This is a genomic window from Stenotrophomonas sp. (assembly GCF_032066555.1).
Lineage (GTDB): Bacteria > Pseudomonadota > Gammaproteobacteria > Xanthomonadales > Xanthomonadaceae > Stenotrophomonas.
Genome location: NZ_DAMBKV010000002.1, coordinates 125611 through 151763, shown reverse-complemented (window position 1 = coordinate 151763; position 26153 = coordinate 125611). Strand labels below are relative to the sequence as shown.

21 protein-coding genes and 1 pseudogene are annotated in these 26153 nt (G+C 64.2%); 12 read left to right on the top strand and 10 right to left on the bottom strand.

The genetic code is table 11. The features are described from left to right. Positions 1-33: 33 nt before the first annotated feature. Positions 34-477: a hypothetical protein gene (locus RT131_RS03975; protein WP_313170475.1), complete on the bottom strand. Its 444-nt coding sequence runs from the start codon at positions 475-477 to the stop codon at positions 34-36. A 230-nt stretch (positions 478-707) separates the two neighbouring features. On the opposite strand from RT131_RS03975, the gene RT131_RS03970 reads away from it, so the two are divergent. After that, on the top strand, positions 708-1082 hold the full coding sequence (locus RT131_RS03970; protein ID WP_313170473.1) for a VOC family protein: 375 nt from the start codon (positions 708-710) through the stop codon (positions 1080-1082). Between the two features lie 103 nt (positions 1083-1185). Here RT131_RS03970 and RT131_RS03965 read toward each other — a convergent pair whose 3' ends face one another. After that, entirely contained in the window at positions 1186-1614 is a 429-nt protein-coding gene (locus RT131_RS03965) for a hypothetical protein (protein WP_313170471.1), read from the bottom strand. 83 nt (positions 1615-1697) lie between these two features. Between RT131_RS03965 and RT131_RS03960 the strand changes: the two genes are divergently transcribed. Beyond that, complete coding sequence (locus RT131_RS03960; protein ID WP_313170469.1) at positions 1698-2060, top strand: GFA family protein; 363 nt, start codon at positions 1698-1700, stop codon at positions 2058-2060. Between the two features lie 250 nt (positions 2061-2310). On the opposite strand, the pseudogene RT131_RS03955 reads toward RT131_RS03960, so the two are convergent. The 3 genes and pseudogenes from RT131_RS03955 to RT131_RS03945 all read right to left on the bottom strand — a co-directional run. Then, positions 2311-4602, bottom strand: a pseudogene (locus RT131_RS03955) (TonB-dependent receptor); the annotation flags it as partial. A gap of 260 nt (positions 4603-4862) precedes the next feature. Continuing rightward, positions 4863-5864: a PHB depolymerase family esterase gene (locus RT131_RS03950; RefSeq protein ID WP_313170467.1), complete on the bottom strand. Its 1002-nt coding sequence runs from the start codon at positions 5862-5864 to the stop codon at positions 4863-4865. A gap of 84 nt (positions 5865-5948) precedes the next feature. Beyond that, the gene (locus RT131_RS03945) at positions 5949-7352 is read right to left on the bottom strand and encodes a GntP family permease (protein WP_313170465.1); all 1404 of its coding nucleotides are present in this window, start codon (positions 7350-7352) and stop codon (positions 5949-5951) included. A gap of 155 nt (positions 7353-7507) precedes the next feature. Here RT131_RS03945 and RT131_RS03940 point away from each other — a divergent pair, with 155 nt between their 5' ends. From RT131_RS03940 to RT131_RS03925, 4 genes are all read left to right on the top strand, one after another. Then, a complete protein-coding gene (locus RT131_RS03940; RefSeq protein WP_313170463.1) occupies positions 7508-9706 on the top strand; it encodes a TonB-dependent receptor in 2199 nt (732 codons plus the stop codon). Positions 9707-9717: 11 nt separating this feature from the next. Beyond that, complete coding sequence (locus RT131_RS03935; RefSeq protein ID WP_313170461.1) at positions 9718-10596, top strand: alpha/beta hydrolase; 879 nt, start codon at positions 9718-9720, stop codon at positions 10594-10596. Positions 10597-10607: 11 nt separating this feature from the next. Beyond that, positions 10608-11078 (top strand): MaoC family dehydratase, encoded by a 471-nt coding sequence (locus RT131_RS03930; RefSeq protein ID WP_313170459.1) that lies wholly within the window; start codon positions 10608-10610, stop codon positions 11076-11078. A gap of 70 nt (positions 11079-11148) precedes the next feature. After that, positions 11149-14490 (top strand): PAS domain-containing hybrid sensor histidine kinase/response regulator, encoded by a 3342-nt coding sequence (locus RT131_RS03925; RefSeq protein ID WP_313170458.1) that lies wholly within the window; start codon positions 11149-11151, stop codon positions 14488-14490. A 51-nt stretch (positions 14491-14541) separates the two neighbouring features. Here RT131_RS03925 and RT131_RS03920 read toward each other — a convergent pair whose 3' ends face one another. Continuing rightward, entirely contained in the window at positions 14542-15216 is a 675-nt protein-coding gene (locus RT131_RS03920) for a response regulator transcription factor (protein WP_313170456.1), read from the bottom strand. Between the two features lie 89 nt (positions 15217-15305). Between RT131_RS03920 and RT131_RS03915 the strand changes: the two genes are divergently transcribed. Both RT131_RS03915 and RT131_RS03910 read left to right on the top strand, forming a co-directional pair. Beyond that, on the top strand, positions 15306-17147 hold the full coding sequence (locus tag RT131_RS03915; protein WP_313170454.1) for a 3-hydroxybutyrate oligomer hydrolase family protein: 1842 nt from the start codon (positions 15306-15308) through the stop codon (positions 17145-17147). A gap of 24 nt (positions 17148-17171) precedes the next feature. Further along, positions 17172-18833, top strand: coding sequence for a fatty acid--CoA ligase (locus tag RT131_RS03910; protein ID WP_313170452.1), 1662 nt, complete (start codon positions 17172-17174; stop codon positions 18831-18833). 213 nt (positions 18834-19046) lie between these two features. Here RT131_RS03910 and RT131_RS03905 read toward each other — a convergent pair whose 3' ends face one another. The 3 genes from RT131_RS03905 to RT131_RS03895 form a co-directional block, all read right to left on the bottom strand. Then, positions 19047-20729 (bottom strand): amidohydrolase, encoded by a 1683-nt coding sequence (locus RT131_RS03905; protein ID WP_313170450.1) that lies wholly within the window; start codon positions 20727-20729, stop codon positions 19047-19049. Between the two features lie 99 nt (positions 20730-20828). Continuing rightward, positions 20829-21569 carry a glycine zipper 2TM domain-containing protein gene (locus RT131_RS03900; protein WP_313170448.1) on the bottom strand — a complete coding sequence of 247 codons (741 nt, stop codon included), beginning with the start codon at positions 21567-21569 and terminating at the stop codon, positions 20829-20831. A 118-nt stretch (positions 21570-21687) separates the two neighbouring features. Further along, positions 21688-22122: an OsmC family protein gene (locus RT131_RS03895; protein WP_313170446.1), complete on the bottom strand. Its 435-nt coding sequence runs from the start codon at positions 22120-22122 to the stop codon at positions 21688-21690. A gap of 303 nt (positions 22123-22425) precedes the next feature. On the opposite strand from RT131_RS03895, the gene RT131_RS03890 reads away from it, so the two are divergent. The 4 genes from RT131_RS03890 (at position 22426) to RT131_RS03875 (ending at position 24594) form a co-directional block, all read left to right on the top strand. After that, entirely contained in the window at positions 22426-22836 is a 411-nt protein-coding gene (locus tag RT131_RS03890; RefSeq protein ID WP_057627275.1) for an HU family DNA-binding protein, read from the top strand. A gap of 208 nt (positions 22837-23044) precedes the next feature. Continuing rightward, complete coding sequence (locus RT131_RS03885; RefSeq protein ID WP_313170445.1) at positions 23045-23353, top strand: DUF3861 family protein; 309 nt, start codon at positions 23045-23047, stop codon at positions 23351-23353. A gap of 59 nt (positions 23354-23412) precedes the next feature. After that, the gene (locus tag RT131_RS03880) at positions 23413-23937 is read left to right on the top strand and encodes a hypothetical protein (RefSeq protein ID WP_313170443.1); all 525 of its coding nucleotides are present in this window, start codon (positions 23413-23415) and stop codon (positions 23935-23937) included. Positions 23938-24009: 72 nt separating this feature from the next. Then, positions 24010-24594, top strand: coding sequence for a DUF1439 domain-containing protein (locus tag RT131_RS03875; protein WP_313170442.1), 585 nt, complete (start codon positions 24010-24012; stop codon positions 24592-24594). Between the two features lie 196 nt (positions 24595-24790). Here RT131_RS03875 and RT131_RS03870 read toward each other — a convergent pair whose 3' ends face one another. Then, complete coding sequence (locus tag RT131_RS03870; protein WP_313170440.1) at positions 24791-25258, bottom strand: SET domain-containing protein-lysine N-methyltransferase; 468 nt, start codon at positions 25256-25258, stop codon at positions 24791-24793. Positions 25259-26153 lie beyond the last annotated feature (895 nt).

The following is a 26153-nucleotide window of genomic DNA, read 5'->3' as shown; positions in this document are numbered from 1 at the left end:
CACTTCAATCCGCAGGACCGAGCGCCGTGACGCTCAGCTCTCGGCCATCTTGAAGCTGACCTTCGCACCATCAAACAAGGTGAGATAGGCATCATCTGCGCGCAGTTTTACGTCTACCCAGAAAATCATTTCCCTGGTCCCGGGTACAAACTCGGAGAACGAGGTATTGACGCTGAGCTCCACCTTTCCCCTATCGCCACGCGAGTTCAGCACTTCGCGCTGCAGGTTACGCAGCTGGCTGGCGCCTTCTGCGGTCAGTGCCAACTCGTAGGTTGTCACTGCGACATTCCTGCTGAGCACACCGGGGCTGCGCTCGCCCTGGGTGCTGCCCATCAACCGCAGCGGCATCGCCGCGACGCGCGCAGCCTGCCCTTCTGGCTGCAGCTTCAAGGTCAGGCGGGTGGCCTCCGGGTTCAAGGTATTGCCGCGGGGAATCGCCACCTTGACCCGGATACCTGCAGGGTCCAATTGGACCAACGCTCGCTCATCCAATGAAGAAAGGCGCAGCGCGGTGGACAATGGGATCGAGGCGCAGCCGCACAACATCAGCAAGCACAGAAACACGGACGTTCTTGCAAAGAACATAGGAAACGGCATCACAGCATCTCCTTGATGTTGGCACCTCCCCACTGACGCACCGGTTCCGGGAGCCCTCCCATGCTCCAACCGTGCCACTATTGCGGCAGACCTGCCATGGGATCAACAGCATGACGCCTGTTCACTTTCACTCCGTTTCGCCCTTTCTTGCTAGCGAGGACCTGCCTGTCAGCTTGGCCTTCTATCTCGACAAGCTCGGCTTCACCCTGGCCTGGGAATGGGGCCAACCCGCGGAGCTGGCGGCCGTCTGCCGTGATGAGGTCGAGCTGACGCTCGCCAGTCGCGCAGACGCCAAACCCGACGGAATCAGCAGGTTGTACCTGCACATCGATGGCATCGACGACTATCACGCGCAGTTGCTGGATGCAGGCGTAGTGATCACCGTTGCCATTGCCGACCGACCGTATGGCATGCGCGATTTCAGCGTCACCGATCCTGCAGGCAATGTGCTGTGCTTCGGGCAGGCGTTGCCGCAGCCTTCGTAGCGGTTGTGGGAGCGGCGTAAGCCGCGAAGCCCGTACCGGGACCGACAAGCTTACACCTGCAATTGCAAGTGCAGCTTTGCGTTTGGATTATCAGCTTCGCGGCTCACGCCGCTCCCACAACCCTGGGCTTCCTTGCGATCCGGTAGCCCAACCAGGCAAATGGAAGGTAGGCCAGCAGCACGTCCAACACCTCGAACCAACGCGGTGCTGGCAGCATGAAGCAGCTGGCGATGCCACCGGCCAGGAACAGCAGGCCAATCAACAAGGCCGGAATTTTGCTGCTGCCACCCGAAACCCAGGTTACCAGCAACGCACCAGCCAAAGTGCCCAATGCATGGGCAAGGAAAGGAAACAGGAAGTGGCGGGCCTCGAACAAGGGCATCGCAGCCTGCAGGCCTTCGGTCGTGCTGGTGTCCGTACCGGCCGGTGACGGCACCAGATGCCCGCCGAGCAGGATCAGCCCCATGTTCACCGCGCTGCCGGCGATCAAGCCCAGCACCACCGCCAGCAAGCCTTTCAGGAATGCACGCATCACCCTCTCCCCCCCCCGTCCGATGATGGGCTGAGTATGATCCAAGCCTTGCCTAGACGCTCATTTTGTTTTTGGAGATACGCGTGTCCCTCCGCCCCCTGCAGACTTACCAGGGCAGCTGCCATTGCGGCGCTGTCAGCTTCCGCATTCAAACCGACTTCCCGGAACTCACCACCTGCGATTGCTCGATCTGCCGGCGCAAGAACGCCTTGATGGTGAAGGTGCATGAATCCGCGTTCGAGCTGCTGTCCGGGCAGGAGGCACTGGTGGAGTATCAGTTCCACACGATGACCGCGCACCACTATTTCTGCGGCACCTGCGGTATCTATCCGTTCCACCGCAAGCGGGTCACCCCAGACTACTACGGGGTGAATGTGTTCTGCCTGGAAGAGTTTGATCCGGAGGGGATTCCGGTCCGGGCGACGGTTGGTGCGGGGATGGTCTGATCGGGCATCTGGAGGCGGCTTTGGCTTTGGCTTTGGCTTTGGCTTTGGCTTTGGCTTCGGCTTCGGCCCTGGCCTTTTCCCTTCTCCCGCATGCGGGAGAAGGTGCGCCGCAGGGGCGGATGAGGGCAGCTCTTGGCTTGTAGCTTCTGCTTCGCCTGCTGCATGCCGAGGTAAAGCGAAACTGCACGGCGCTTCGCACCGTCCCCTCACCCCAACCCCTCTCCCGCAGGCGGGAGAGGGGCTTGAGCAATCAGCGCCAGTTGTAGTTGAACGAAACACCAATGATGCGCGGATCGTTGTAGACCGCTGCCATGTAGTTCTCGATCACGCCCTTGAGGTTCTTCTCGTTGGTGATGTTGCGGGCGAACGCCGCCACTTCCCAGGCACCGTAGCCGCCGGTATAGCCAACGCGCAGGCCACCTTCGAAATTGCCCTTGGAGTAGAACTCCTTGCTGTCGTACAGCACGAACTGGGTTTCGCCCTGCTTGTTCCAATCCGTTGAGAAGAACACCGCGCCATCATCCCCCACCGGAATGTCGTAACGCGCGGCCAGGTTCAGGTTGTACCTGGGTGCGTTCGGCAGCGGGTTGCCGTCGATCTGGGCGTAGACATTGCTACCGATCTTGATGGTCGGGTCGTTGACCGTACACACCACCACACCGTTCAGCGCACAGACCTGCGCATACACGCGCTTGTCCTGGATCTCGCTGTGCAGCAGGCTCAGGCCGGCGGTCAGCGACAGGTTCGGGATCGGACGCCAATCCATGTCGGCTTCCAGACCATAGGCACGCGCCTTGTCGGCATTGAACAACACGCCGTTGCCGTTGGAATCGTTGCCGTTGAGCTGGATGTCGTTGACGGTATAGGTGAAGCCGCTGACGTTCAGACGCAGGCGGTTGTCGAACAGGCTGCTCTTGATGCCGGCTTCCCAGGACAGGATGGTTTCCGAATCAGCAGTGGTGAAGTCGGCATTGAATACCGCCGAGCGGCCCTGGATGGTCGGGCCACGGAAGCCACGTGCAACGCGTGCGTACAGGCTCAACTCCGGGCTGACCTCATACATCGCGCTCAGGTCCCAGCTCGGTTGGGTGTCCGACATCTCGACGTTGTGGCGTCCCTTGTAGGTGACCAGACCGGCAGCGGTATCGGCGGTCTTCAGCAGACGCGTGCTCTTCTCGTCCTTGGTCGCGCGGATACCTGCGGTCAGCGTCAACGCATCGGTGGCCTTCCAGCTCACCTGGCCGAAGCCTGCCCACGAGGTATTGATGTTGCGCAGGCGCACCCAGTTGTTGGGATTGCGTGCCGGCGTGTTGAGGAACCAGGCGCGCTGATAGAAGTCAGTGGTGTCGCGGCCGTCGAAGTAGAAGGCGCCAACCTGCCACGACAGCGGATCAGTGTCATTGGAGGCCAGACGCAGCTCCTGGGTGAACTGGTCCAGGTCCTGCACCTGCCCCATCGACTGGCCGTAACCGTTGGGCAGGCCATTGACCGGGTAGTTCGCCGCGGCACCGCCATCGGTATCACCGCGGCTGTAGCCGGAGGTGGTCTCGTAGGCGCTGATCGAGGTCAGCGTCGTGTTACCGAAATCATAGGTGGCCTTCAGCGAGCCGCCGTGGGTCTTGTAGGCCTGCGGGTTGTTGTCGGCCTCGTCGAAGGCGACCTTGTCGCGCGGCACGTCAGTGCGATTGCTGCCCTTCACCAGCGCATTGCGCAGGAACAGGGTGGAGGTGCCTTCATAGTCGCGGGTATGCACGGAACCGAGCAACGAGAACTGTTCATTCGGCTTGTACAGCAGCTGCAGACGCAGGTTGCGGTCGTCGTAGCCGCCCATTGTGTCATTCTTCGGCGTCACCGTGCCGTCGGCGCTGGGGCCGCGATAGGTATTGTCCACCCAGTCGTCGCGGTGCTGGTACAGGGTGGAGACGCGGTAGGACAGCACGTCGTTGATCGCGCCGCCCATGCCACCGTCGATGGCGACCGTGTTGTAGCTGCCGTAGCTGATGTTGACCCGGCCACTCGGGTCCTGGCTGGGCTTGGCGGTGTCAAACTTGACGATGCCGGCGGTAGTGTTGCGGCCAAACAAGGAGCCCTGCGGGCCGCGCAGCACTTCCACCTGGTCCACGTCGTAGACCGGGTTGGACTTGAGCACCACGTGTTCCAGCACCACGTCGTCCTGGATGATGGAGACCGGCTGCGAGGCGCCGAGGTAGAAATCGATATTGCCCAGGCCGCGGATGTAGAAGCGCGGGAAGATGCGCCCGGTGGTGGTCTCGGCATAGAAGCTGGGCACGCGACCGGACAGCGCCAGCAAGGTGTCATCGGCACCTTCGGTATAGCTGCGCAGCGCCTCGCCCTGTACCACGCCCACCGACACCGGCACGTCCTGCAGGTTCTGCTCGCGGCGCTCGGCGGTGACCGTGATGGTATCCAGTGCCGTCGCGGCGCTGCGCGCCTCGGTCGGCGCAGCATCCTGGGCCAGCGCGGTCTGCGCGGCCAGCGGCAGGATCAGCAATGCGCAGGCCTGGGCCAGCAGCGAGCGACGTGGAAAATCATGGGTAACGCGGGTAACTGCAGAAGCGGTGCGGTGACGCAGCATGGAATGGCCTTGGTTGGCAGTTGATGATTGCGCCCAGCCCGGACAGGGCCAATGACGCGGCATGAGGCGCGCAGATCATCACCGCACAAGGTTGCAATTCGATGGCATTGCCAGCGAACAACCCCGGAAAACCAAACGCCAGCGCAGGAGCCGATCGCTCCCACGCTGGCGATGACACCCTTCAATCAATTCCGCGCTCCAAGCGCTCAGCGCAGCTGGTCTTTCAGGAACAACCAGGTGATCAGGGTTGCATCCGGCCCCTGCGGATCGGTGAACGGCAAGCCGGAGTTGCTGCCACTCCATGCATGCCCCATGCCGTGCACCAGATAGTCCTGGACCAGGGTCTTTCCGCCGTAGGTGTAGTTCTTGACCGTATAAGCGCGCCCACCGGGCACCTGGCCTGCGATGGTGCTGGTCGGCACGTACTTGACCGAATCATTGTCCAGTCCATCATCAGCCAGATCATTGGTCTGCAGGAACTGACGCACCGCCTGCTGGCCGTTGACCGGATTGACCGTGGCGTCGGCGCTGCCATGGAACACCAGCACCGGCAACGGACGCGGCGACGGCGAGCCCGAGCACTGCCAGGCAAGCTTGCCATTGCTTTCCGGCGAGTAGATGCTGCCCGCCAGCAGCGCGTAGGCACTGCCGGATACGGTGGTCGCGCCTTTGTACATGCCGCCGGAATGGATGGCACCAGCTGCGAACACATCCGAGTAGCAGGCCAGCATGATCGAGGTCATCGCACCGCCGGCAGAGATGCCGGTGACATAGATCCGGCGCGGATCGACGGCATAGCCGGCCTTCACCGCATCGACGATGCCGGCCAGGATCGAAGCCTCGCCACTGCCACGTGCCTGGTTGATCGGCAGTTGCCAGTTCCAGCAGCGCGTCGGGTTGGAGGTAACGTTCTGCCGCGGATAGACCACGATGAAACCTTCGACGTCGGCGACATCATTGAAGCCGGAGGCCTCGCCCATCAGGTTGGGCCCGTTGACGCAGCCGTGCAGCACCAGCAGCACCGGCAATGGCTTGCTTGCCTCATAGCCTGCCGGCACCCACACCTGGTACTCACGGGCGCCAAAAAGGTTGCCGTACACACCGAAATCCCAATGGCCTCCAGCGCTTTGCGCAAACGCGCTGCCCGCCGCCAGCCAGCTGCACAGCAGCAATAGAACAGCCTTGATGGAAACGATTCCAGATTTCATAACCAGATCCTCATGCGTGAGTCGTGGATGAAGTCGTACCGGAAATCCTCGCGGGCCAGCCGCCAGGGTGTTGCGACGCCGCCGTCAAACCCAGCCGGTGGCGTAATAGATGCCGATCACCACGAACACCGCCAGCGTCTTGATGATGGTCACAGCGAAAATGTCCTTGTAGGCCTGCCGATGGGTCAGCCCGGTCACCATCAACAAGGTGATCACCGCACCGTTGTGCGGCAGGCTGTCCATGCCGCCAGAGGCCATCGAGGCAACCCGGTGCAGCACTTCCATCGGAATGCCGGCTGCCTGCGCGTTCTCGATGAAGGTCTCCGACATCGCCGCCAGAGCGATACTCATGCCGCCCGAGGCAGAGCCGGTGACACCGGCCAGGCCGGTCACGGTAACGGCTTCATGCAGCAGCGGATCCTTGATCGAGCCCAATGCATTGGCTACCACCATGAACCCCGGCAATGCGGCGATCACCGCGCCAAAGCCATACTCCGAGGCGGTGTTCATCGCTGCCAACAGGGCGCCGCTGATCGCGGTCTTGGTGCCATCAGCAAACTGGGGCACGACCGGCCGCCACGCCAACAGCATCACCGACAGGATGCCCACCAGCAGCGCGCCCTCCACTGCCCAGATCGCAGCGATCTTCGGCACCTCCTGCACCACCGGTGCGGACTTGCCGAGGATGGACGGCACGAAGCTGTGCTCGGCGCCATACCAGTGCGGGATCCCCAGGGTAAACAACTTGTTTGATACGAACACCAGCAACAGCGGCAATACCGCGATGCCGGCATGCGCGAGGTTCGTACCAGTGAACGGCACCGGCTCGTTGACCAGCGTTGCCGGGTCGCCATAGCCCTCGCCATTGCGCACGGCAACGCGCCGGCGCCACTCCAGGTAGGCCATGCCCACCGCCAGCACGAAGATGCTGCCAAGCACGCCGAGCACCGGCGCGGCCCAGGTGTCGGTGCCGAAGAAGGTGGTCGGGATGATGTTCTGGATCTGCGGCGTGCCCGGCAACGCGTCCATGGTGAAGCTGAAACCGCCCACCGCCAGCGTCGCCGGGATCAGCCGCTTGGGGATGTTGCTCTGGCGGAACATCTCGGCGGCAAACGGATAGACGGCGAACACCACCACGAACAACGACACGCCACCGTAAGTGAGCAGGCCCGACACCAGCACGATCGACAGCATCGCCCGTTGCGGGCCGAACAGCCGGATCGCCGCCCCGACTATCGATTTGGAGAAGCCGGACAACTCGATCAGCTTGCCGAACACAGCACCCAGCAGGAACACCGGGAAATACAGCTTCAGGAAACCGACCATCTTGTCCATGAACAAGCCGGTGAACATCGGTGCCACCAGCGACGGGTCGGTCAGCAACACGGCGCCGAGTGCGGCAATCGGCGCGAACAGGATCACGCTGTAACCGCGGTAGGCCACCAGTATGAGGAAGCACAGCGCTGCAAGTACGATCAGTAACGACATACGGCGCTTCCGAGTGGAGAGGCGCCCAGTATCCTGATCTGATGGCCGCTGCCGACTGGACCTAGGTCCACTCGCTGGTGCACATCCGCGTCGCTAGCCTTGGCTCCGAGGGTGGCATGCGGCCATCTACAACGCACTTGCCTGGGGAGGACCGAATGAAGCGGAATTGTTTGAGCCTGATGATCTGCGCGCTGTTGGCCTCCGGGCCGGCATTGGCACAGGAAGCACAACCGGCTGCGGCGACGGAGGACAAGGCCGCTTCGGCCACCAACCTGGACAGCATCACCGTCACCGCGCGCAAGCGCGAGGAAACCCTGCAGGAAGTGCCGGTCGCGGTCACCGCCTTCACCTCCGAAGCGCTGGACAAGTTGAACGTGCAGGACATCGCCGATCTCGACTCACAGGTACCCAACCTGACCATCTACGCGGCGCGCGGCGCCAGCAGCACGGTCACCGCCTACATCCGCGGCGTCGGCCAGTCCGATCCCACCTGGGGCGCCGACCCGGGCGTGGGCATCTACCTGGACGACGTCTACATCGCACGGCCGCAAGGTGCCCTGCTGGACGTGTTCGACGTCTCGCGCATCGAAGTACTGCGCGGCCCGCAGGGCACGCTGTACGGCAAGAACACCATTGGTGGCGCAATCAAGTACATCTCGCGCGGCCTGCCCACGCAGGTCGAGGGCTATGCCCAGATCACCGCAGGCAACTACAACCAGCTTGATGCCAAGGCGGCCATCGGCGGCCCGCTGGGCGGTGCCGACAGCGGCCTGCGCGGGCGCATCGCCGTGGCCAGCATGAACCGCGACGGCTTCGGCGAGAACACCTACAACGGCCAGCCGATCAGCGACAAACAGATCAATGCCGCACGCCTGAACCTCGGCGCCTATGCAGGCGACGACTTCGACGTGCAGTTCGCGCTGGACTGGATTGATGACCAGTCCGGCATGCGTGGCTCGAAGATGCTGGCACCGAACCCGTTCACCCCGGCCTACCCGCCGATGGATGACCGTTACGACATCCGCTCAGGCATGCAGAACCTCAACAGCGTCGAGACCAAGGGCGCCTCGGCTACGGTGAACTGGCGTCCGAACGACGATATTGCACTGAAGTATGTGGTCGCCAAGCGCGAATCCGACAGCCACTCCAACATCGACTTTGACACCACGCCGGTCAAGCTGGCCGACGTCGGGGGCTTCTACGAGGACAGCCAGGTCAGCAACGAACTGCAGTTGAACTACGACGCCGGCGGCCGTGTGCGCGGTGTGATTGGCCTGTACCAGTTCAGTGGCGAGGCCGGCGGGCAGATCCGCAACAACTTCTTCAACCTGCAGTTCGGCGATACCCGTGGCAAGGTGCTGACCGACAGCATCGCCCTGTACGCGGACTGGACCTTCGACCTGACCAACAAGCTCAAGCTCGACGTCGGCGCCCGCTACACCGACGAGGACAAGCGTGCGGTCGTGTTGAACCGTTTCTACTCCGACGCGACCTTCAGCCGCCCGATCGCAGTCGCTGCGGACTTCGACAAGACCACCAACTTCAAGAACGTCTCGCCGAAGGTGTCGCTGGATTACCAGATCACCCCGGACATCATGGTCTACGGTCTGGCAACGCGTGGCTTCAAGTCCGGTGGCTACAACATCCGCGCCAACGCCGTGGCGGTGCCGCGCTCGGCCGAGCCGTTCGACGACGAGACCGTCGACAGCTTCGAGATCGGCAGCAAGATGGGTTTCCTGGATTCGCGCCTGTTCCTGAACCTGTCGGCCTTCCACAACAAGTACAAGGACATCCAGCTGTCGGTGTTCACCGGCATCGACACCAATGGCGACGGCGTCAACGATGCCTTCTTCGGCGACTTCACCAATGCCGGCAAGGGCACCGTCAACGGCCTGGAAATCGAGTACCAGTACCTGCCGACGGCCAACTGGCTGATCTCCGGCAACCTGGCCTGGCTGGACACCAAGTACGACGAGTACATGGACCGTGGCGTCAACGTCGCCAAGCAGATGAAGTTCACCAATGCACCGGATTTCTCGGGTGCGCTGAACGTGGAATACCGCACCGAGCTGGCCAATGGCAGCAACCTGTCCGCCCGCGTGGGCTATAGCTACCAGAGCGAAGTGTGGCCGACCACCGACCTGAGCCCGGTGATCCGCCAGGACGGCTATGGTCTGGTCAATGCCGGCGTGATCTGGAAGCTCAATGACGCCTGGACCTTCTCGCTGCAGGGCACCAACCTGGCCGACAAGGAATACCGCACCACCGGTTACAACATCCCGGCAGTCGGCACCCTGATCGGTTTCTATGGCCCGCCGCGCCAGTACAGTCTCAGCGTCCGCTACGATTTCTAGGAAACACCTGCATGACCCAGTCTTACGATGATCTGTACTGGAGCAGCAACGATGGCCTGCGCCTGCACGCGCGCGACCATGCACCGGCCGCGGGGCAATCGCCCCGCGGCACGGTGGTCTGCATTCCCGGCTTGACCCGCAATGCCGCTGACTTCGACGCACTGGCCGAAACGCTGACCGCGGTCGGCTGGCGCGTGCTTGCGGTCGACCTGCGTGGCCGTGCGGGTTCGGCACGTGCGCCCGACCCACGCAGCTACAACCCGCGCACCTACGCCGACGACATGGTGGCGCTGCTGCGTTCGCAGAACATCGCCAAGGCCGTGTTCATCGGTACTTCGCTGGGCGTGCTGGTCACCATCACTCTCGCCTCGCGCGCACCGGAGCTGATCGCAGCAGCGGTGCTCAACGACGCCGGCCCCAAGGTGCCACGCGAAGCCCTGGCGCGGATCGGCAAGTATGCCGGCAAACCGTTGCCACCAATGGATCTGGACCAAGCGGCCGCTTACGCCGAATCCATCGGCAAGGCATCCTTCCCGCGCTTTACCGCCGAGGACTGGCGGGCGATGGCCTCGCGCAGCTTCCGCCAGCGCGACGACGGCCTGCTGGAACTGGACTATGACCCGGCCATCATCCGCACCACCCGACCATGGGTGCTGTGGCTGTTGCGGCCGGTGTTGTGGCGCGCGGTGCGCGGACTGACCTCACGGGTGCCGGTGCTGGTGGTGCGCGGTGCGCTGTCCGATATCCTGCCTGCCGATGTTGCCCAGCAGATGGCGGCTACGTCGCCAAACGCCAGCCTGGTCGTCGTGCCGGATGTTGGTCACGCACCGACCTTGTCCGAGCCCGAGGCGCATGATGCGATCCTGACCCTGCTTGGACGCCTGCAATGAGCGGCGGTGACATGACCAGGGAATTGCCGGAAGCCCTGCAGGCATTGCAGCAATGGGCCGCAGCCGAGCGCCTTGGCAAGCCTACCCACATCGCGCAGGCGCGCATCGATGCCTTCGCCGAGGCCACCGGTGACCACAACTGGATTCACGTCGATCCGGCCCGTGCGCAGGCCGGTTTGCCGGGCGGGACGACCATCGCCCATGGCTTCCTGCTGCTCTCGCTCACCGTCGAGGAGGACGTTACGGCGCTGGTCGGCTTTCCCGGCATCGCCCACGTACTGAACTACGGTTTGAACAAGGTGCGCTTTCTGGCGCCGGTTCCCAGTGGCTCTGACATCCGGGTGCGATCACGCCTGGTCTCACTGGAACCGCGCCAGCCCGGCCAGTGGCTGCTGACCCAGCACAAGAGCGTGGAACTGCAACCCGGCGGCGAAATGGCGTTGGCCGCCGAGCAGCTGTCCCTGATCGTGATCGCGCCCTGACGCATAGCTGCACGGCAAGCAACCGGCGGGCATCCAGCACGCCGGCCACGGTTCTCTCTACACTGGAGCGATGTTGACGCCCTCCATCGTCCTGTTCGCCTGCATCGCGTGGACCGTGCTGCTGTTCGGTGTTGCCCTGTGGGGCGAGCGCCAGGGTCACCGCCTCGGCAGGATCTGGCCAGCCATCTATGCGCTGTCACTGGCCGTGCACTGCACTGCGTGGACGTATTACGGGGCTGCTTCGCAGGGCGTGCAATGGGGCTTCCCGATCCCGCCCACCTTGATCGGCATGGCGCTGATCTTCGCCTTCGGCCTGCCCTTCCTCGCGCGCCTGGGCCGGCTGGCCAAACAGCACAACAGCGCCACCATCGCCGACCTGGTGGTTGCACGGCTGCGCACCGACCAGGGCCTTGGTGTGACCATCACCCTGGTCGCGCTGTTCGGCATCATTCCCTATATCGCGCTGCAGCTTAAGGCGGTGAGCCAGGGACTCAGTGCACTGCTCGGTGACCAGTTCGCCGCCAACGGCTGGCAACTGGACATGTCGTTCTGGTTCGCGCTGACAATGGCGGCATTCACCATGCTGTTCGGCGCGCGCAAGGCCTCGGCCACCGAACACAACCGCGGCATCGTGGTCGCGCTGGGGCTGGAGTCGCTGCTGAAGTTGGCGGCGCTGCTGGCGATTGGTCTGTATGCGGCAATCTCGGTGCATCGCGCCGGCACGCCCTTGCTGGAAAAGATGGCGCACCTGCCACCGCCGGCGGTGATCCCCGACTTCCTGACCATGGTCGCGCTGGGCGCGATGGCGGCCTTCACCCTGCCCCACCAATTCCATGTCGGCGTGGTCGAGCTGCGCCAGTCCTCGGACCTGAAAACCGCACGCTGGCTGTTCCCGCTTTACCTGCTGTTGATCGGCCTGCCGTCGGTGCCGATGGCCTTGTCCGGTGCCGCGCAACTGCCAGCGTCGGTATCGCCGGACCTCTACGTACTGGCCTTGCCGCAGGAACGCGGCCACCATGTGCTGGCGCTGCTCGCCTACCTGGGCAGCCTGAGCGCGGCCACCGGCATGATGATCCTGTCCGGCCTGACCCTGTCGATCATGCTCGGCAACCATGGCTTTGGCTCGCACCTGCTCGGCGGCATGACCAGCGGCGGCAACGATGCCGGTGCCGACCTGCGCCCGCGCGTGCTGGCATTCCGCCGCGCCGGCATCCTCGCCGTATTCCTGATGTCGTGGCTGTACAGCCGCGCCATGAGCGGCACCGAGGCGCTCAGCGATTTCGGCCTGATGTCCTTCACCGCCCTGTCGCAGCTGGCGCCGGCGGTGCTGCTGGCGGTGTATCGGCCACGTACGCCCTCGCCTGCGATCATGGCCGGCATCGTGCTGGGCTCGCTGGTCTGGCTGTGGCTGGTGTTGCTGCCGATGGTGATCCCGGCACCCGATCCAGCAACCGGCGGCGAAGGATTGCACTGGCTGGCGCTGTTCTCGCTGCGCATGCAGCCCGGCCACATCGCCATCAGCATGGGCGCCAGCCTGGCGGTCAACCTGGTCACCGTTGCGCTGGTGTCACGCGCGATCCGGCCATCGCTGCCACTGCAGAAAGACGCCGTGGCCGCGGCATCCATGCGCAAGACCGCCAGCCGCTTCCTCGGGCCGGAACGGGCGCGGCAGCTGATGGATGGGCATGCCGGACAGATGCTGGATGACGACCGCGTCACCGCGATCGAGCGCGAGCTGACCGCCGTGGTCGGCGCAGGCATGGCGCGGCTGTTGGTCGAGGCCGCGCGTGACGGCGGCGCCGCGCCGCTGGATGCGGTCACCCGCGCCGTCGGTGAAGCGACGCAGGCATTGCGTTTCAACCAGCGGCTGCTGGAAGCCGCATTGGAAAACATGAGCCAGGGCATCAGCGTGGTTGATGCCCAACTGCAGCTGGTGGCCTGGAACAGCCGTTATGCCGCGCTGTTCAAGTTCCCGCCCGAACTGCTGCAGGTCGGGCAGCCGGTCGCCAACCTGACCGCATGGGCGCTGGGCGAACTGAAGATCGGCGAGGCCCCGGGTGACAACGTCGCCAAGGCGCTGAACCGTCGCATCGCGCATATGCGCCGTGGCACGCCGCATCTGTCCGAACGCATCTTCCCCGACAACACCATCGTCGAAATCCGCGGCAACCCCATGCCAGGCGGCGGCTACGTTGCCACCTTCACCGACGTCACCGCGTTCCGCATGGCCGAAGAAGCGCTCAAGCGCAGCAACGAGACCCTGGAGCTTCGCGTGCAGGACCGCACCGCGCGACTGGAACAGGCCGTGCACGAAGCCGAGCGCGCGAACGTGGCCAAGACCCGCTTCCTGACCGCCGTCGGCCACGACCTGATCCAGCCACTGCACGCCGCGCAGCTGCTCACCGATGCGATGTCACAGCACATCGAATCGGAGTTTCTGGACAGCTTCCTGCGCCAGATCCGCGGCGCCCTGGATTCCACCGACGATCTGCTGTCTGGCTTGCTGGATATATCGCGACTGGAAGCCGGCGGACTGGTCGCCGATCCCCGGCCATTCGCCTTGTCGAGCGTGCTTGATCCCCTGGCACAGGAATTCGCCGTGCTGGCAGCCGCGCGCGGCCTGCAGTTCCGCTACGTGCGCAGCCGCGTCTGGGTGCACAGCGATCCGCTGCTGCTGCGCCGCGTGCTGCAGAATTTCCTCGCCAATGCCATCCGCTACACCCGTAGCGGCGGCGTGCTGCTCGGCGTCCGCCGCCACGGCGACACGCTGACCATCGGCGTGCATGACAGCGGCCCCGGCATCACCCCGGGGCAACAGAGTGTGGTGTTCGAGGAGTTCCATCGCGGTGATCGCAGCAATGGCCAAGGACTGGGGCTCGGCCTGGCGATTGCGCACCGCATTGCCGACCTGCTGCACGCACCGCTGGCACTGCACAGCGTGGTCAACCGCGGTTCGGCGTTCTCCATCACGGTGACACGCGCAAGCCCGCCACCGGCCACACGCAATGACTCGCCCTCTGGTGGCACCAGCACCATCAAGGGCACCCGCGTGCTGGTGGTCGACAACGATGCGGACGCGCTGCAGGCGATGCGGCAGCTGCTGCTGTCATGGGGCTGCGAGGTAAGCGCGTACAGCGACGCCAGCGAGATCGGTGCATCCGCACAGGAGGCGGACCTGTGGTTGTTCGACTACCACCTCGACGACGGTGACACCGGCGTCCAGCTGTGGAAGCGCCTGGACGGCGCACGCCGGCAGCGGCCGACCGTCATCCTCAGCGCAGACACCGGCAGCGATACGCGCGAGGCAGTACGCGAAGTTGGGCTGTCACTGTTGAACAAGCCGTTCAAGCCACTGGCGCTGCGCTGGGCAATCAACCACCTGCTGGCTACGCGCAGCACGGTCGCAAGCTGAGCCGAAGCAGACACCGCCGGATCCGCTGATCGCCCAGCGCCATATCGCGGATCAGGCGTCCTGCGTCTCTTCAATCTGCCGCGACGGATCATTCAGCCCCATCTCGTGCAGCACACGGATCGCCTGCGCGCGGTTGCGCACGCCCAGCCGGCCCATGATGCGGGTCATATGCGCCTTGACCGTGCGCAGCTGCACGCCAAGGCGATCGGCGATCTGTTTGTTGAGCAGCCCTTCGGCCACCAGGCTCAGTACCTTGTACTGGTGCGCGGACAAGCTGGCCAAACGCGCGGCCAGATCGGCGTCCTTGCTGAACGGCGCAACCCGCGCCACGGTTTCGCGCAGCATTGCCGGTATCCAGCGTTCACCATCGAGCACGGTCTGCAAGGCCTGCTGCAGGTCCACCAGCCCCGAGCTCTTGGGCAGGTAGCCAGCAGCACCGAGGTCGATGGCGCGACGGATCACATGCGGCTCTTCATTGGCCGAGACGATGATGATCGCCAGCCCCGGCTGCAGGGCGCGGATCGTGGCCAGACCGGCAAGACCGTGGTTGCCCGGCATGTGCAGGTCCAGCAGCATCAGGTCGATCTGCTGGCTCTCGATCGCCTCCAGCACGCTGTCCAGCGAATCGGCCTCGCTGATCTGCAGGTCATCAACCGCCTCTTCGGCCGCGCGATGCAAGGCTGCGCGGAACAAGGGGTGATCATCGGCGATAAGCAGGGTCGGCATGTCCTGGCGAGGTTAGCAAATTAAGCTTGGGCCGGGCACGGGTACCTAGGTACGCTGGCATGTAAACATTGGCTTGCTAGTGTGGGGCAATGAACATCCCCCGCCCCGTTTCCCTGCTTTGCGCCGCGCTGCCGCTGTTGGGCTGCGTTTCCGTCGCCCAGGCCGCCACGCCCGGCCCTGCTGCTGCCGTGCCCGTGTTCGAACAATGGCGCGAAACCGAGCACCGCGGCGGCGATGATCTGCTGACCGCAGGGTTGGGCCTCGATGGCCTGCGCGCCGCTGCCGCGCCGGCATTCGCCAGCGCAGCCCAGCCGACTGCCGAAGAAACCCGCCGCCGCGCGATCTGGAGCAGCTGGCGCGGCATCGCCGACCTCACCCCTGGCGGCGGCTTCGGCGATGTCTACGGCAATCTGAAGGCTGCGCCGGGACGTGAATTCTCAGCCTATGCGCGCATCCCCGGTGCCCGCCAGCCGCATCGCGTGCTGGTGCAGGTTCCCGACAATTTCGATCCAGCAAAGCGCTGCCTGGTAACCGCAGCATCCTCCGGCTCACGCGGCATCTACGGTGCGATTTCGGTTGCCGGCAGCTGGGGCCTGGCCCATGGCTGCGCTGTCGCCTATACCGACAAGGGCACCGGCAGCGACTATTACGACCTCGACGCCAGAAGCGGCTTCCAGGCCGACGGTACGCCTGCGACGCAGGGCGCACTTGCCTTCGTTCCAACCGACACCAAAGCCACGCACGGCATCGCCTTCAAGCACGCCCATTCCGGTGACAACCCGGAAGCGGACTGGGGCCGGCACCTGCTGCAGGCGCTGCAGTTCGGCTTGCAGGCACTGGACCGCGCCTATCCGCAATCGGCACCGTTCACACCCGCCAATACCCGCACGCTGGGCGCAGGTGTTTCCAATGGCGGTGGCGCGGTACTGCGCGCGGCCGAGATCGAGGGCGACTGGTTCGACGCGGTGGTCGCAGGCGAACCGAATGTCTCGGTGGCCGGCGCCCCGCCGCTCTACGACTTCGTCACCCAATCCGCCCTGTTGATGCCCTGCGCGCTGCTTGCGCTGGATGATCTGCCGCAGCCGCCGATGCAGGCACAGGCAGCACCGGCATGGACCCAGCGGTGTGCCATCCTGAAATCGGCCGGACTGGTGCAAGGCGATGACACCGCCGCACAGGCACAGTCGGCACGCCAGCAACTCGCCGACGCCGGGCTCAGCGATGGCGCGTTGCGCGCCGGTGCGTTCTCGACCGGCTTCGACCTGTGGCGCGCAATCGCGGTGAGCTATGCCTCGGCCTATGGTCGCTACGGCGCGGGCGAACATCCTTGCGCTTACAGCTACTCTGCTGTCGGTGCGGACGGCAAGCCCGTTCCTGCAGCTGCCGAGCTGCGCGCAAGCTGGTGGAGCGAAGGCAGCGGCATTCCGCCCGGCAGTGGCGTGGTGCTGGTGGACGGCAATGCCGCACAGTCGACGGAGGACACGCTGCGTGGGCTGAACTGCCTGCGTGCACTTGGCCTGGGTGACAGCGCCGATGCCAAGCGCGTGCGCGCCGGCATTGCCGATGCTGCCGCCAAGGCGCCGCGTCGCGGTCTGCCGATTGTCATCATCCATGGCACCGACGACGGATTGGTGCCGATCAACATGACCAGTGACCGCTATGTACCGCTCGCACGCAAGGCGGGTGCGCAGATCGCCTATTGGCGCGTAAGCAACGGCCAGCACTTCGACTCGCTGCTGGCCTTCCCGGATTATCGCAAACGCTATGTGCCGCTGCTTCCCTACATGTTTGCGGCGATGGATCAGGTGTGGGATCACCTCGAAGATCCCGCGCGCGCCCTGCCGCAGGACGTGCTGATCCAGCCAACGCCGCGCGCGGAAGCACCGTTGCAGCGCTCACAGCTGTCCATTCCCACAGTCTCCGGCCGCTGACACGTTGCCAACCAGGGTATCCAGATGTCACTCGCTACAAGCCCCGACCAAGCCGAATCCAGCACCTACGCCTATCCGCTGCTGATCAAGCAGCTGCTGCACACACCGCTGGCGACCAATCCCGATCAGGAAATCGTCTACGGCGACAAGGTCCGCTTCGACTACCGCACGCTGCAGGCGCGTATCGGCCAACTGGCCGGCCTGCTGACGTCACTGGGCGTGAAGCCCGGCGACACCGTGGCGGTGATGGACTGGGACAGCAACCGCTACCTGGAAAGCTACTTCGCGGTGCCGATGATCGGCGCGGTGCTGATGACGGTGAACATCCGCCTGGCCCCGGAGCAGATCGCCTATACGCTGAATCACAGCAGCGCGCGGGTGATCCTGGCCAACCGCGAGTTCCTGCCGGTGCTGGAGAGCATTGAAGAGCAGCTGCCGGACCTGCGCACGCGGGTGCTGCTGGACGATGAAGCAGGCCCGCTGCCGGATGGCTTCGCCACCGAGTACGAAGCCGGTCTGCGCGGCGCCGAGCCGGTCCGCAACTTCCCGGACTTCGACGAGAACACCCGCGCCACCATGTTCTATACGACCGGCACCACCGGTCTGCCCAAGGGCGTGTTCTTCAGCCATCGCCAGCTTGTCCTGCACTCATTGGCGGCGATGGCCGCGTTGGGCAGTGCGCCCAAGCAGGGCCGGCTGCATCGCGACGATGTCTACATGCCGATCACGCCGATGTTCCATGTACACGCCTGGGGCATGCCATACGTGGCCACGCTGCTGGGCATCAAGCAGGTGTATCCGGGCCGCTACCTGCCGGGCAAGCTGCTGGACCTGATCGCGCGCGAGAAAGTGACGTTCTCGCATTGCGTACCAACCATCCTGCATATGCTGCTGGGCCACCCCACTGCGGCAGATACCGACCTGCACGGCTGGAAAGTCATCATCGGCGGTGCCGCACTGCCGCGTGCCTTGGCGCAGCAGGCCTTGGCACGCGACATCGATATCTTCGGCGGCTACGGCATGTCCGAAACCTGCCCGCTGCTCACCCTCGCCCAGATCGATGTGGATGCCCTGGCTGACACGGATGAAGAACTGTCGCTGCGTACCAAGGCCGGCATTCCAGTACCGCTGGTGGAGCTGCGCATCGTCGATGAAGCCATGAACGAAGTCGCCCACGACGGCGTCGCCACCGGCGAAGTGGTAGTGCGCGCCCCGTGGCTTACCCAGGGCTACCTCCACAATCCAGAAGCATCGCAAACCTTGTGGGCCGGCGGCTATCTGCATACCGGCGACATCGGCAACATCGACGGCGGCGGCTACCTGCGCGTCACCGACCGCATCAAGGACGTGATCAAGACCGGCGGCGAGTGGATCTCTTCACTCGCGCTGGAAGACATCATCGCCATGCACCCAGCGATCAACGAGGTCGCGGTGATCGGCATTGCCGATGCCAAATGGGGCGAGCGTCCGCTGCCCTTGGTGGTCAGGCACGCAGGCAGCACGGTTACCGAGGCCGAGATCATCGAGCTGGTCGCCGCCCGCAGCCGCGCAGGCGACATCTCCCGCTACGCGATCCCCGACCGCGTCAGCTTCGTCGATTCGATAGAGCGCACCAGCGTCGGCAAGATCAACAAGAAGAAGCTGCGCAGCCTGCATGACCTGCCGGTGGATCCAGCTGGCGGCTGAAGTCGAGCGCGCTACAGGGGGTTTTGTGGGAGCGGCGTAAGCCGCGAAGCCGGCAGCAATGAAATTACCAACATTGCTCGCAATCGGACGGGTAGCGAGCTGCGCGGCTTACGCCGCTCCCACACAAAGAAGAAAACCGATGCCAAGGGTTTGGCATCGGTTTTCGGGTGACTCAACGTTCAAGTGGAAAGCACTACCGAAGCCGCAAGGGCTTCATCCCTCCGGCGTAGCCGCCTTGTAAACCGGCTCACCATCCACCCAGGTCGACAGCACCTTCAGGTCATCCAGCTGGTCGGCAGCGACCTTCAACGGGTCACGATCCAGCACCACGAAGTCGGCTCGCAGCCCACGCTGCAGCTTGCCGACCTGGGCTTCGTCATGGCCAGCCCATGCCGCGTCGCTGGTGAAGCCGCGCAGCGCTTCGGCGGCGCTCAGGCGCTGCTCCGGCTGCCAACCACCCGGCGGCTGGCCGTCGCGGTCCTGGCGAGTCACTGCCGCATACAGGCCCAAGCGCGGATCAACCTGCTCCACCGGGAAATCCGAGCCCAAGGCCAGACGCGCGCCACTGTGCAGGAAGCGCTGCCAGGCGTAGGCACCAAGGATGCGTTCCGGCCCGACCCGCTGCTCGGCCCAACCCATGTCCGAGGTGGCATGGGTCGGCTGCATCGAGGCGATCACGCCGAGCTTTGCGAAGCGTGGGATGTCCTGCAGCGACACCACCTGCGAGTGTTCGATGCGCCAGCGATGATCAACGTCCTTGTGGGTGCCCAGCACCTTCTCGTAGGTATCCAGCACGATGCGGTTGCCACGATCGCCGATGGCATGGGTGGCAACCTGCACCTTGCAGCCATCAGCCTTGCGCACGGCGGCTTCGAACTCTTCCGGCGAGGTCATCAGCAGGCCGTGGTTATGCGGGTCGTCGCTGTAAGCGGTGAGCAGGGCTGCACCGCGGCTGCCCAATGCGCCGTCCATGTACAGCTTGACCCCACGCATCTGCAGGCGGCCGCCAGGATGGGCGTACAGGCCGGCCTTGCACAGGTCCTCCAGCGCTTCGTTGTTGCCATCAGCATAGGCGTCGATGCGCAGCGGCAGCTTGCCCTGGTCGGCCAGACGCTTCATCAGCGCCAGGTCCTCGCGCGACACGCCCATGTCATGCACACCGGTCAGACCATTGCTGACCGCCGCCTGCAGCGCAGCCTGCAGGCGCTTTTCGCGCGAAGCATCGTCCAACGCGGGGATCTGCGAATAGACCAGCGACGCCGCGCCATCGACCAGCACGCCACTCGGCTTGCCAGCAGCATCGCGAAGAATGCGCCCGCCCTCCGGCTGCCAATCACCGGACAACGACTTGCCGGCCTTTTCGGCAATGCGGATGGCTGCGCTGTTGACCCAGCCAGCATGGCCGTCGACACGTTCCAGGTAGAGCGGCCGCTGCGGGAAGGCAGCGTCCAGATCGGCAGCGGTGGGGAAATCGGTGTTGTCCCAACGGTTCTGGTCCCAGCCACGGCCCAGCAGCCACTCGCCTGGCGCCAGCGTCTTTTCGAACGCCTTCAGCCGTTCCAGCACTTCGCCACGGTTGCGCGCACCCGTCAGATCAGCCTGCATCAGGGTATTGCCAAGGCCCATGATGTGCGCGTGGGCATCGATCAAGCCCGGCACCACCGTCGCATTGCCGACGTCGATGCGCGGGGCCTGCGGGTACAACTGCAGCAGCGCATCGGCGCTGCCCACATCCAGTACCTTGCCGCTGTCACTTTCCCAGGCGATGGCGCCCACCAGCGGTTGCGCCGGATCGCCGGTGCGGATCGTATCGGCCACCAGCAGCTTGACCTCGGCCTGGGCCGGGACTGCATGCAGACAGGGGAGCAACAGGGCCACACAGGCAAAACGACGCATCACGCACCCTCCAGAACGGAATGCGTGGACTATGCCGTCATCCATCCGGCCTGACAAACCGTGCCCTGCACCTCATTCGGGCAGAAACGCCCGTCGTGCTCAGTCGGCGCTTACGTCGACGCGTACGCGGATCTGTTCGCCCGGGTGGTAATCGCGATGGGTGCGGTATTGCCGGCCCGCGTATTCGTAGGTGACGTCGTAGCCATCGACCCGCTCGCTCTCGCTGCCATAGCCGCTGGGCTCGCAGACGCGCACGTCACCGCGCTGGTAATTGGGCCGGTTGCTGGCTTCGTAGATGGCGCGCCCCGCGGCGCCGCCTGCAATGGTACCGACCGCGGTGCCCAGGTAGCGGCCGTCGCCGCCGCCGATGCGGCTGCCGAGCACGGCGCCAGCCAGGCCACCGATCACCGTCGCCAGTTGCCGGCCAGTCTCGTTGCCCTGCCGGTACTGGCCGTTGTCATAGCCGCGTTCGTCGTAGCCGTCGTTGCGATAGGTGTTGTTGCCGTAGCGATTGTTGCCATAGCCGCCGGCCTGGTAGCCATTGTTGTCCACATAGCCGCCATCATTGCGCTCATAGCAGCGCTCATTGCGACCCTGGCTGCCATTGACGATGACCGGGTCCACCCGCACCACCCGCGCGTAGTCGTACACCGCGCCATTGGTGGGGGTGTTACCGCCGCGGTACTGGCCGTCATCGTAACGGGGATCCGGCCGGTACTGACCGTCATCGTAAGAGTCGTTGGGACGATATTGGCCATCGTCATAACGCTGCGCGGACGCATCGGCGGCAACCAGCCCACCGGCAAACAGGACAGCGGCAACAGCTAGCGATCGACACATGGCAGCAACCACTCCGGCGAGAATGAGGAACGAGGTTTGGGGAATGCTCAGGCGCGACGGGTGAAACGATCCTGAACCGGCCCGGCCAGCGTCCCACGCTGGCCGGGCCAAGACCCTGTCAGGCTGAAAAATCGGTATCCAGGCTGATCGGTACCGCACTGAGTGCCTTGGAGACGGGGCAGTTCTGCTTGGCGTCATCGGCAATTGCGCGGAACCGGGTCTCGTCCAGGCCAGGCACCACGGCCTTTACCTTGAGGCGGATCTGCGACAGTTGGGGGCCCCCTTCCATCGACAGGTCGACGTAGGCCCGTGTGTCCAGCGACGTCGGCGGAAAACCGGCCTCACTGAGCTTGGCTGACAGCGCCATGGTGAAGCAACCGGCATGTGCGGCGGCAATCAGTTCTTCGGGATTGGTGCCTTTCTCATCGCCAAAGCGGCTGTTGAAGGCATAGCGGGTGTTCTCCATCAGGCCACTCTGCGGCGTGCTCAGTCGGCCCTGCCCAGTCTTCAGATCGCCTTCCCAATGTGCGGTTGCGTGACGCGATATACCCATGGTGGAACTCCTCGTGGTGGATGGCACAGGCAGCCTAAACCACGTCGTGTTAGCAGCTTGTGCGGCATCGCCACACGCTGTCCCGGCGTGCCCGCCAACGTGGGGCGACAGCGGTGCGGAGCACGGCTCAACCCTGTTTTTGCATGACTTCCGGCACCGATTTGTTGTCCAAATACGCCCACAAGCAATTTTTATGGGCTTTTTCTTCAATTACCTATTGGCGTCACGCAATTCATGCCCTACATTTCGCTTGCCGACGGGGTCGGCACGACCAACAACCAACCGTTCACGGAACAGGAAATCATGGCAAAGACCGCTAAAAAGGCTGCCCCGAAGAAGGCAGTGAAGAAAGTAGCAACGAAGGCTGCAACCAAGGCCGCCGCCAAGCCGGCCGCACCGAAGCCGATCAAGGAAGCTCTGACCAAGTCCGGTCTGGTCGCCCACATCGCTGAAGCCACCTCGGTCGCTGCCAAGGACGTGCGCGCTGTGTTCGCCGCCCTGGAAGGCGCCGTTGCCGCTTCGGTCAACAAGAAGGGCGCTGGCTCCTTCACCCTGCCGGGCCTGCTGAAGATCTCCACCGTGAGCGTTCCGGCCAAGCCGAAGCGCAAGGGCATCAACCCGTTCACCAAGGAAGAGCAGTGGTTTGCCGCCAAGCCGGCCACCACCAAGCTCAAGGTGCGTCCGCTCAAGAAGCTCAAGGACGCTGCGCTGTAATCAGCGCGCCCCTTGGCAAGAAAACGGGACGGCCCAGCCGTCCCGTTTTTTTTTGCTTGAACGAGGACGGAAAGCGTTCCCATGGGTCGCAGCGTTCCGCCCGTGGCATGGGGAAAACACTGGAACACAGCGTCATGGTTCGACGCCTCGTACCCACGCCGGCACCGGCCTATGGTGGCCACTCCCCCGCTTCCCTCCGTAGTCCGCCATGTCCATCAGCAAGCATCGCTACCGCATCTCCGTCACGCCGATCGAGACCGACGGCCAGCAGTGCAGCGGCCGTTGCACGATCGAATTCGAACAACGCAGCCAGTACAACTGGATGCGCCAGCTGGAGTCCGCACAAGGCCAACGCCGGCTGTCCTGCAATGAGGATGCAGGCGTGGTGGTTGTGACCGGCCTGCTGGAAACCCTGGCCGAGTCGGCCGCCAAGCCCGAAAACCTGCTGAGCGCCCTGCAGCCCGAGCTGGACCAGCTGCTGCACAAGCTGAAACAACTGCAGAGCCCGGCCGAATAAGCGGCTGGCAGCAGCACCTGCGGGCCGCTTAGACTGGCGGCAACTTCCAGGAGCGGCCGATGCGCGCCTACCCGTTGTTGATCGTCACTGCCCTGCTCGCCGGCTGCTCCTGCCAACGCAGCGCGGATGGAGCCGATACCCCGGACGCCGCATCGGCATCGGCATCAGCCGCACCGGCACCAACGCCAGCGCTGGAAAAACCGGACCCGCAGGCGCAGAGCGATGCAGGCGTCCGCAGGCAAGCTGCCATTGCCGCCCCGGTGATACATGCCTATCTGCAGGCATTGTTCGAGAACAACGGCCAGTCCGATGCGTTCTGGGCAGGCGGCCGACCATCGCCACAACCCGACGATGCCGGTTTACGCGCCGTGTTGCCATCGATGACCAGCTTGCGCGTCCACAATGGCCAGGCAATCGCACTTGATCGCGAATCGCCACCGCAGGCGCTGGAAATTCCGGTGGACATCCGCCTGACCAGCGCGGCGGGAAACCAGCGTTTCAAGGGCTGGTACCGGGTACGCCCGCGGATCGAGGGGGATCGCTGGGAAATCACCTCGGCATCGCTGCAGCCTGAATTGAATTGATCCTGCTAATTGGCCGTTCACCCGCAGCGGTTATCGTGCTGTTCCAGCCTGCCCCATCACCGAGTACGTCCGATGAATCTGCGTTCCCTGCTCCTTCCCAGCATTGCCTGGATCGTCCTGGCCGGCAGCGCCCATGCCGCACCACAGATCAATGGCAAGCAATTGAGCGTCGGTGCTGCCGACGTACAGCAGTACCTGGATGGCAGCTTCCCGCGTACGCAGAAGGCCTTGGGTGGTCTGCTTGCACTTACCGTCAGCCAGCCGCGCCTGACCCTGCCCCAGGGCAGCCGCCTGGACCTGGGTTTCAACCTGGCCATGGCCGCCGGTGGCTCATCGATGCCGGTGGGCGATGTGCAGATCAGCAGTGGCCTGCGCTACGACGCACAGACCCAGGGCTTCCACCTGGACCAGCCCACCGTGGATGGCTTCCGCCCCAGTGCCGGTGGCGGCGAGCTGGATTCAAGCACCCGCAGCCTGCTCAACAGCTGGCTGGCCGACTACGCCCGCCGCGAGCCGATCTACAGGATCGACCCGGCCATCGCCAAGGTGATGGGCGTGCTGCAGGTGAAGTCGGTGGGCATCCAGAACGGCCGCATCGCTGTGGACTTCAACCAGAACCTGGGCAACTTCGTGCCGCAGGGGCTGCTGGGGAACTGAGCCGGACAGCTGGCAGAATTGAAAGAGGCCGCGATCGCGGCCTCTTTGCTTTGTTTGCAGGAGCGGCGTAAGCCGCGAAGCCAGCGATGTGTCAGCCACCTGGGGAGCTGCGCCACGATCCATTAGCAGCACCTGAGCTGGCAGTGGCTTCGCGGCTTACGCCGCTCCCACAAAACCAGGCCACGCCCCCAGAGGCTCAGCGCTTGGGCTGCAGCATCGTGCCGGTGCACTTGGGCGAGCCGCAACGGCACTCCCAGATCTTCTTCAGGCGCGGGGTGTGGCGCTCGGCCAGGGTGATGCCGTAGTTGTAGGTCAACTCTTCGCCCGGCTTGATATCGCGGATGGCTTCGATGAATACCTTGTCGGCGGTGCGGTCATCGCCTTCGACCTCCTCGATCATCGCCTCACAGTTCGGATCGCAGCTGTGGTTGATCCAGCGCGCGTCGTTGCCCTTGTAGTTGGCATCGATGACGTAGTCATCATTCAAGGTGAACAGGAAGGTGTGGCCGGTTTCCACGTCACCCGCATCGTCCGCGTCCACTTCTGCATGGGTACGGCGCTTGCCCTTGTATTCGATGACGCGCTCGCCCTTCTTGATGTCCGCGACGGCGAAGACGCCGTTGCCGTGGATGGAGGATTTGCGTGCCTGGATCTTCTTGGGCATGTACATGGCCGGAACGTGAGTGAGGCGGTGATTCTCGCCCATCGGGCAAGACAACCCAAGGGGAAGCACTGGGATTGGGGATTCTGCTTCCGCTCTGCAGCGAATCGACGGCATGAAGCAGCGGCTGCGCCGCTCCCCTCTCCTGCCTTCGGCATCCTCTCCCGCAAGGGGAGAGGAGAAGATCAATGGCTCCGCGTGCACCTGCTCTTGCCCCCTCTCCCCTTGCGGGAGAGGGTTGGGGAGAGGGGTAGCTGTTGGCGCGGAATTGAAGCCCACCACTATGCGCGCCTGACTTTTTGTGGAAGTAGAAGCCAAAAGCAGCGGCTTCGCCGCCCCCTCTCCTGCCTTCGGCATCCCCTCCCGCAAGGGGAGAGGAGAAGATCAATGGCTCCGCGTGCACCCTGCCCTTGCCCCCTCTCCCCTTGCGGGAGAGGGTTGGGGACAGGGGTAGCTCTTGGCGCGGAATTGAAGCCCACCACTATGCGCGCCTGACTTTTTGGGGAAGTAGAAGCGAAAACCAGCGGCTGCGCCGCTCCCTCTCCTGCCTTCGGCATCCTCTCCCGCAAGGGGAGAGGAGAAGATCAATGGCTCCGCGTGCACCTGCTCTTGCCCCCTCTCCCCTTGCGGGAGAGGGTTGGGGAGAGGGGTAGCTGTTGGCGCGGAATTGAAGCCCACCACTATGTGGCCTGACTTTTTGGGGAAGTGGAAGCCAAAAGCAGCGGCTGCGCCGCTCCCCTCTCCTGCCTTCGGCATCCCCTCCCGCAAGGGGAGAGAGAAGATCAATGGCTCCGCGTACACCTGCTCTTGCCCCCTCTCCCCTTGCGGGAGAGGGTTGGGGACAGGGGTAGCTGTTGGCGCGGAATTGAAGCCCACCACTATGCGCGCCTGACTTTTT